The following is a 1,160-nucleotide window of genomic DNA, read 5'->3' on the forward strand; positions in this document are numbered from 1 at the left end:
ACTCGCAACACCTCCGCCCAGATGCTCGCCAGCTTCTCTTCCGTCTGCGTCCTCGGCGCCTCGTACTCGCTCCCCGCCGTCGGTGCTTCCGGCTCCGGCAACGCCTTGCGGTCCACCTTCCCATTCGCGTTCAACGGCAACGCGTCCAGCACCATCACCACGCCCGGCACCATGTACTCCGGCAGCCCCTGCCTCAACCGCGCCTTCAGCTCCTCCCCCTCCAGCCTCTCTCCCTCCTTCCCCGTCACATACGCCACCAGCCTCTTCTCCCCTCCCTCCCCCTTCGCCACCACCACCGCATCCTTCACCTTCTCCACGCGGCGCAGCGCCGTCTCCACCTCCCCCAGCTCGATTCGGAAGCCCCTCACCTTCACCTGGAAGTCCACTCGCCCCAGGTACTCCAGCACTCCGTCCCCCCGGTACCTCACCCTGTCCCCCGTCCGGTACATCCGGCTCCCCTCCGGCCCGTGCACCTCCGGGAGGAACTTCTCCGCCGTCAGCTCCGGCCTCCCCAGGTACCCTCGCGCCTGCCCCTCTCCCGCCAGGTACAACTCTCCCGCCACTCCCACCGGCACCGGCTCCAGGTACCTGTCCAACACGTACGCACGCGTATTCGTCAGCGGCCGTCCGATGTTCGGTACCTCTCCTCGCCCCACCAGCGACCACGTCGAATACGTCGTGTCCTCCGACGGGCCGTACAGGTTGTACAGCTTGCCCACCGTCTCGACGCCGTACACCGCCTTCGCCAACGTCTCCGGCAGCGCTTCTCCCGCCAGGTTCACCACTCGCACCGTCTCCGGCACCGCTCCCAGCCTCACCAGCTGCGCCATCGCCGACGGCACCGTGTTGACGAGCGTCACCTCCGCCTCTGGCTTCTCTTCCGCCAGCTGCAGCGCGTTCTTCACCACCACCACGCTCCCTCCCCTCACCAGCGGCCCGAACAGCTCGAAGACGGAGAGGTCGAAGTTCAGGCTCGTCGCCGCGAGCACTCCCTTCATCTCCTCTTCCTTGAATGTCTTCTCCGCCCAACCCAGGAACGCCACCGCGTTCCCGTGCGTCACCGCCACTCCCTTCGGCCTCCCAGTGCTTCCCGACGTGTAGATGAGGTACGCCACGTTCTCCGCGCGCACCTGCGTCACTGGCGCTTCCTGCGACTCCGT

1 protein-coding gene is annotated in these 1,160 nt (G+C 67.2%); it reads right to left on the reverse strand.

Going from position 1 to position 1,160, the window contains the following annotated elements; translation table 11 throughout:
* A partial coding sequence (locus tag GTY96_RS38785) for an AMP-binding protein (RefSeq protein ID WP_328701134.1) occupies nt 1-1,139 on the reverse strand: 1,139 nt, incomplete at its 3' end.
* Between the last annotated feature and the right edge of the window lie 21 nt (nt 1,140-1,160).

Source organism: Corallococcus silvisoli (assembly GCF_009909145.1).
Lineage (GTDB): Bacteria > Myxococcota > Myxococcia > Myxococcales > Myxococcaceae > Corallococcus > Corallococcus silvisoli.